Raw genomic sequence first — 5,362 nt, 5'->3', positions numbered from 1 at the left:
GACGCCACCGGCACCGAGCTGGAACAAGCGTTGGACGCCTTGCGCAATAATGAGCGCTACCTCAGCCCTGCCATCGCCCACACCGTCATCGATCAGGCTCTGAGCAGCGCGCAGGTGAATCGCACTGATACCGTTGACAATCACAACCTGACGGGGCGCCAACTGGAAGTCCTACGCCTGATCGTTCGCGGCAAATCGACCCGGGAAATCGCCATCGGTCTCGCGCTGAGTATCAAAACCATTGAAACCCATCGCTCACAAATCATGAAGCGACTGCAGATCTATGACGTGGCGGGTTTGGTGCTGTTTTGCGTTCGTGAACACATCATAAGTCTCGACGATTAATCGGCTATGCGTTGCCCAACAGCGGTGAGTGCGCGGGCAAATGCACCCGCAGCGCTCCTGGCCGAATAGAAAAACGCAGGCTTTCGCCGCTCAAAGGTTCGCCGTCGAGGTTGATGCCCAGTTCCTGGGTGGATTTAAGTTCGACCCAGGGCAAGCGGGCTCGGACAAACATGTTGTCGATCCCCAGTCCGCCTTCGACCAGCCCTCTTAGCGTGCCTACAACTTCTTGCGGCGCAGGCAAAATGCTGATGTCGAGCAAACCGTCGTCGGCCAGTGCGCCAGGGCATAACACGTGCCCTCCCCCGGCCAGTCGACCATTGCCAATGCCCAGCGCGAGCAAATCTCCACGCCAATGAAAATCAGGCCCGGTCAATTCGCCGTACGCTGCACGCAACTCGCTAAACCGTGAAAGACCGGTGAACAGGTAGGCGGCGGCGCCCAGCACTTTCTTCAAGTCTTCGGACGTGTTGGCGGTCACTTGGCTGCCGAAGCCACCCGTCGCCATGTTCAGGAACAACTGCCCGTTCACATCGCCCACGTCCACGTTGCTCGGCGCAACATCAAGCAGGTCTAAAGCAGCCTTGGCCTCCATCGGCACCCCGGCCGCACGCGCAAAATCATTGGCAGTGCCCATGGGCAACAGCACCAGGCTGATCTCATCCTTGTATCGAGAATCGGCCAACACCAAGGCCTCGGCAATTTCCCGCAGCGTTCCATCGCCGCCGCCGGCAATGATTTTTCGGTGCCCCGCCGCTAACCCTTCACATACCAGACGCTGCGCGTCGTGCGCCTCCCACGTCACCCTCACCTCAAGCTGCCAGCCTTCCTTACGCTTGGCGCCAACCGCAGCGCGCACCTCTTCGTTAAGGGCTTGCTTACCGTGGAGTATCAAAAGTGCCTTGTGCTGTGTCATTCCAATACTTCCCAAGCTACAGACCAATGTCCCCGCGAAGACTGTGACCGCGCACTGGCTGAAAAAAGCCCCAATACCCGTTATTTTTTTGCCTTTACCTCCCTCAGCGCAATAATCCCCCCTATCTGCTGGGTACTACAGACTTTAACGACACATTCATATGAGTGCTTAAGCTGTTTCACGGCCGAAACGCCTACCTCTTTTGAATAAATTTGTGCCGTTCGGACAGATGCCCGTTGAAAAGCAATCGATGGCTGTGGTTTATTCGACAGAATATTGGCTTTCACGGAAATAAATAGCGCAAAAGTCATTTTATTGGCTTATCTGATGAGTATCCGCCGGTTTAGATCTGGATCCGGCACTGGTTCATAGACACTAAGGGATAGGAGTTTTATGCGCTCGCAACCGGTCAACAGTCTTTTGCTGACACACACCAGCGTCGTCGAATATTTCTTATTCGGCGTTCGTCTGGTGCATGGCGTCACGTGTATTTTGCCTGGATTATTAATTCTGGCGTTTTGGCAGGACGACTCCGGTGCGCTGAAAGACTACCTGGCAGTGCTGATGTTTTTTGGCTTTATCGGCATCCTGATCTTCCAGGCAATGGGGGTCTACTCGGAAGCGATCTTCACTAACTTGCTACGCTTCCGATTGATGCTGTTCGCTTGGACTTCGGCATTTTGCCTGTTGCTGTTTATGCATCAGACCCTCTTGCTGTTCAATTACATCTCCGGCATTCAATTGCTTCTCTGGTATGCCACCAGTTTCGTGCTATTCGGCGTTGAGCGGCTGATCTTGTTAATGGTGTTCCAGCGGCTTATGCAAAAAGGCTTCTTTCTGCAGAACGCGATCATTCTCGGCGCAACCGAAAACGGCCAGCGCCTGGCTGAATACCTGGAGCAGAATCAGGACATCCGCTCCGGGGTTTCCGGGTTTATCGACGACCGCATCGGGCGCATGCCCATGACGGTGGCCAAACTGCCGCTGCTGGGAAATTCCGGCGATCTGGAGCGCTTGATTCGCGAAGAGAAAGTAACCCAAGTGCTGGTAGCGTTGCCGTGGTCCGCAGAAAACCGCATGGACGACATCATCCGCGAACTGCGCAGGCTGCCCGTCAACGTGTTGCTAGTTCCAGACATGGTCGCGTTCCACCACGCCCGTAACCGAATCACGGAAGTCGCTAATTTGCCGATGTTCAATGCATCGGACATGCCTTTGAGCGGGTGGTCGCCGTTCTACAAACGACTCGAAGACATGCTGCTCGCCAGCATTGCGCTGATGGTGCTTGCACCGGTCATGCTGCTGGTGGCAATCACCATCAAGCTCGACTCCCCGGGTCCCGTGCTGTTTCGGCAGAAACGCTACGGTTACAACAACCGCTTGATCGAAGTGTGCAAGTTTCGCTCGATGCACCAGCATCAGGCCGACGCGAACGCTGAACAACAAACCACTCGCGGCGACTCGAGAATCACCCGCGTCGGCCGATTTATTCGCAAAACCAGCCTCGATGAACTACCGCAGTTGTTCAACGTCTTGGGGGGCAGTATGTCGATGGTCGGTCCCCGCCCCCACGCCACCGCGACCAAAGCTGCGGGCATCCTGTTCGAGGAAGCGGTCGAGGAATACATGTCCCGCCATCGGGTCAAGCCAGGCATCACCGGCCTGGCGCAAATCAATGGTTATCGGGGAGAAACGGACACCCTGGAAAAAATCGAAAAACGTGTCGAATTAGATCTTGAATACATAGAGAACTGGTCGGTCTGGTTCGACCTTTACATTCTTTTTCGCACTGTTCCAGCAGTGCTATTCACTCGTGAGGCTTTCTAATGAGCATCCTCGTCCCTTGCATAATCGCTGGCGGCGCCGGCACTCGTTTGTGGCCGGTTTCCCGCGAAGCCATGCCCAAGCCATTCATGCGTTTGCCAGATGGAGAAAGCCTGTTGCAGAAGACTTTCATGCGAGCCGTTGGCTTGCCCACTGTCGACCGGATTTTGACCGTTACCAACCGCGATGTGTATTTCCGCACCGTGGACGATTATCGGCAGTTGAACAAGACCAGCGCGAAACTGGACTTCATCCTCGAGCCTTTTGGTCGCAATACGGCGGCCGCCATTGCTGCCGCAGCGCTGCACGTGGCGGGGCTGTATGGCGAGGACGCTCACCTGTTGATCCTGCCTGCCGATCATCTGATCACCGACTCATCCGCCTTCGCCTCGGCAGTCAGCGTTGCGCGCGCCCTGGCAGATGAAGGTTGGATGGCAACCTTTGGCATCATTCCGACCAAGGCTGAAACCGGCTTCGGCTACATCGAAAAGGGTCAGATGCTCAATACGTCTGCCTATCAAGTGGAGCGTTTTGTCGAAAAATCCAATGTCGAAACCGCTCAGGACTACGTGAACGGTGGGCTGCATCTGTGGAATGCCGGGATGTTCTGCATGCGCGCCGACACCATGCTGCGCGAGCTGCAAGAGCACGCACCAGAAGTACTGGCCAGCGTTCGCACCTGCATGGAACATAGCACCAGCAAAGTGGGCAATCAGGAATTGCAGTTGGAATTGAGCGGCGAACTTTTCGGCCTGACTCCAGACATCTCCATCGACTATGCAGTCATGGAACCGTCGCAAAAAGTTGCCGTGGTGCCGTGTGAACTTGGATGGAGCGACATCGGCTCATGGCAGGCCATACGTGAGTTGAGCCCCTCAGATGCTGATGGCAACCAGTGCAACGGCCAGACCGTATTGCGCGACGTCACCAACTGCTACATTGATTCACCACGACGCTTGGTCGGCGGGATCGGGTTGAATGACTTGATCATTATCGACACCCCGGATGCATTGCTGATCGCCGACGCGAAACGCAGCCAAGACGTACGTTTCATCGCCAAGGAACTCAAGCGCCAAGGTCACGATGCGTACCGTTTGCATCGCACAGTGACCCGCCCGTGGGGAACCTACACCGTTCTCGAAGAAGGAAAACGCTTCAAAATCAAACGGATTGTTGTACGCCCCGAAGGTTCGCTGTCATTGCAAATGCACCATCACCGCAGCGAACACTGGGTTGTCGTCAGTGGCATGGCCCGCGTGACTAATGGCGAAAGCGAATTCCTGCTGGACACCAATGAGTCAACGTTCATCAAACCTGGGCGCACACACCGCTTGGTCAACCCTGGGGTCATCGACCTGGTGATGATTGAAGTGCAGAGCGGCGAGTACCTGGGCGAGGACGATATTGTCCGCTTTACTGACATCTACGGTCGTGTTCCCGTGGAAATAGCCAAGCTCTGACAAAACCACCCCATCGGAGCCCCTTATCTAATGATGAAAACCGGCTCCGTTGGCTGACGGCAAAGGCAATACCACGTGTTGTCCAGCATGGCAGCACGCGGTCGTCCCATGTACCAATTCTTTGAAGAACAACTGCAACGCAGCGGGCTGCCGTTTATTTTGACCGAACACAACGTTGAGTCAGCACCCAGAGGACTGGAAGCGTGAGCTAATAGACCAAGCGCAATTAAGACCTCACCTACTAGCAACGCCTGTAGCTAAAACATCTTATTACAATTTAATTTCGATCCTTAATCACTCTGCCGATACACTCGCGCGGGGTTTTTTCGTGCGCATACAACTATAACTTTTAGATCTAAAAAGCAACTTAATGGTTTCTTTTAGATTTGTCCGTTTTCACTTATTGTGCTGCCGCTCGTCCACATCCCTCACTCGCTAGTCTCGAAATGACCAGAACACCATTGACTTAGGTCGGGCCTGGTCCTATCGGGCGTCCTTGTCCCAACGGCAGAATGTTCGGGCTCAGGGAAGTATAAAAATAGATTCAAAAGGAGTAACACACAGTGAAAAAGTCCACGCTTGGCTTGGCTATCAGCATCGGCGTTCTGGTTCAACAGGCCAGCGCTGCCGGGTTTATCGAAGACAGCAAGGCCACCCTTAAACTGCGCAACTTCTATATCAATACCGACAACCGTGACTCGGCCACTGCCGCGCAAAAAGCCTCCGGCCAGAACTATCAGGCTGAGTGGGGCCAAGGGTTTCAGCTGGACTTCACCTCAGGCTACACCCAAGGCCCGGTAGGTTTCGGTGTCGATGCCAT

General features: G+C 54.7%; 5 protein-coding genes. 4 read left to right on the top strand and 1 reads right to left on the bottom strand.

Features of this window, described 5'->3' with window-relative positions; genetic code table 11:
• A partial coding sequence (locus M0974_RS02185) for a LuxR C-terminal-related transcriptional regulator (protein ID WP_297832117.1) occupies window positions 1–345 on the top strand: 345 nt, incomplete at its 5' end.
• 4 nt (window positions 346–349) lie between these two features.
• Here the strand turns inward: M0974_RS02185 and yegS are convergent.
• Window positions 350–1,258 (bottom strand): lipid kinase YegS, encoded by a 909-nt coding sequence (gene yegS, locus M0974_RS02180; protein WP_297832114.1) that lies wholly within the window; start codon window positions 1,256–1,258, stop codon window positions 350–352.
• A 393-nt stretch (window positions 1,259–1,651) separates the two neighbouring features.
• On the opposite strand from yegS, the gene M0974_RS02175 reads away from it, so the two are divergent.
• From M0974_RS02175 to M0974_RS02165, 3 genes are all read left to right on the top strand, one after another.
• Entirely contained in the window at window positions 1,652–3,085 is a 1,434-nt protein-coding gene (locus M0974_RS02175; protein WP_297832111.1) for an undecaprenyl-phosphate glucose phosphotransferase, read from the top strand.
• Complete coding sequence (locus M0974_RS02170; protein WP_297832109.1) at window positions 3,085–4,542, top strand: mannose-1-phosphate guanylyltransferase/mannose-6-phosphate isomerase; 1,458 nt, start codon at window positions 3,085–3,087, stop codon at window positions 4,540–4,542. The genes M0974_RS02175 and M0974_RS02170 overlap by 1 nt, the downstream gene beginning before the upstream one ends.
• Window positions 4,543–5,105: 563 nt before the next feature.
• Window positions 5,106–5,362 (top strand): OprD family outer membrane porin (locus M0974_RS02165; protein ID WP_297832106.1); only part of this gene is annotated, 257 nt, incomplete at its 3' end.

This window comes from Pseudomonas sp. (genome assembly GCF_026224925.1).
Classification (GTDB): Bacteria; Pseudomonadota; Gammaproteobacteria; order Pseudomonadales; family Pseudomonadaceae; genus Aquipseudomonas.
This window is presented reverse-complemented; position numbering and strand designations above follow the sequence as displayed.

Coding starts and splice junctions, on each gene's coding strand:
- yegS (WP_297832114.1), bottom strand. CDS start 1,258: ATGACACAGCACAAGGCACTTTTGATACTCCACGGTAAGCAAGCCCTT.
- M0974_RS02175 (WP_297832111.1), top strand. CDS start 1,652: ATGCGCTCGCAACCGGTCAACAGTCTTTTGCTGACACACACCAGCGTC.
- M0974_RS02170 (WP_297832109.1), top strand. CDS start 3,085: ATGAGCATCCTCGTCCCTTGCATAATCGCTGGCGGCGCCGGCACTCGT.